This window comes from Cellulomonas sp. P5_C6 (assembly GCF_054049635.1).
In genome coordinates, this window is record NZ_JBFULZ010000410.1 from 1 (window position 1) to 516 (window position 516).

General features: G+C 59.6%; 1 protein-coding gene. It reads right to left on the reverse strand.

The window, feature by feature from the left end:
- Positions 1-516: transporter substrate-binding protein (locus ACXJKG_RS21440; RefSeq protein ID WP_456847730.1), on the reverse strand; the 516-nt coding region annotated here is incomplete at both ends.

The window sequence follows — 516 nt, forward strand, 5'->3', positions numbered from 1 at the left end:
GATGAATGCCGCGTTCGCCGGCGATTCCAGCGAGGAGAAATAGACGCTGGAACTCAAGTGCCCGTCGATAGCCTCGTCGCCAATCTCCGCAAGCTCCGGCTCTGACAGCGTGCAGCTGGCCACCGGAATTTCATTGACTTGATCGATACCGCGCGCGCGGCAGGCCGCACGGAAAGCGCGGAAGAAGGCATAGGCGCTCGTACCGATCAGGTTGTTGAAGACGAAATCGGGACGCTGGTCGAGGATCGCCGATATCACTTGGTCGAATTCGGTATCGCMCACGGACAGGTATCGTTCCGCGACCACAGTGCCTCCACGCGCGGTCAACGCTTCGCGGAAAATGCGATTGTTCTCCCAAGCCCAGATGTAGTTGGAGCCGACGCAGAATGCGCGGGTGCCGACCCGCGAAGCGAGATAGTCGACCAGCGGCAGCACGTGCTGGTTGGGCGATGCTCCGGTGTAGATCACATTGTCCGAACTCTCGAATCCCTCATAGTGCGACGGATACCAGAGCAA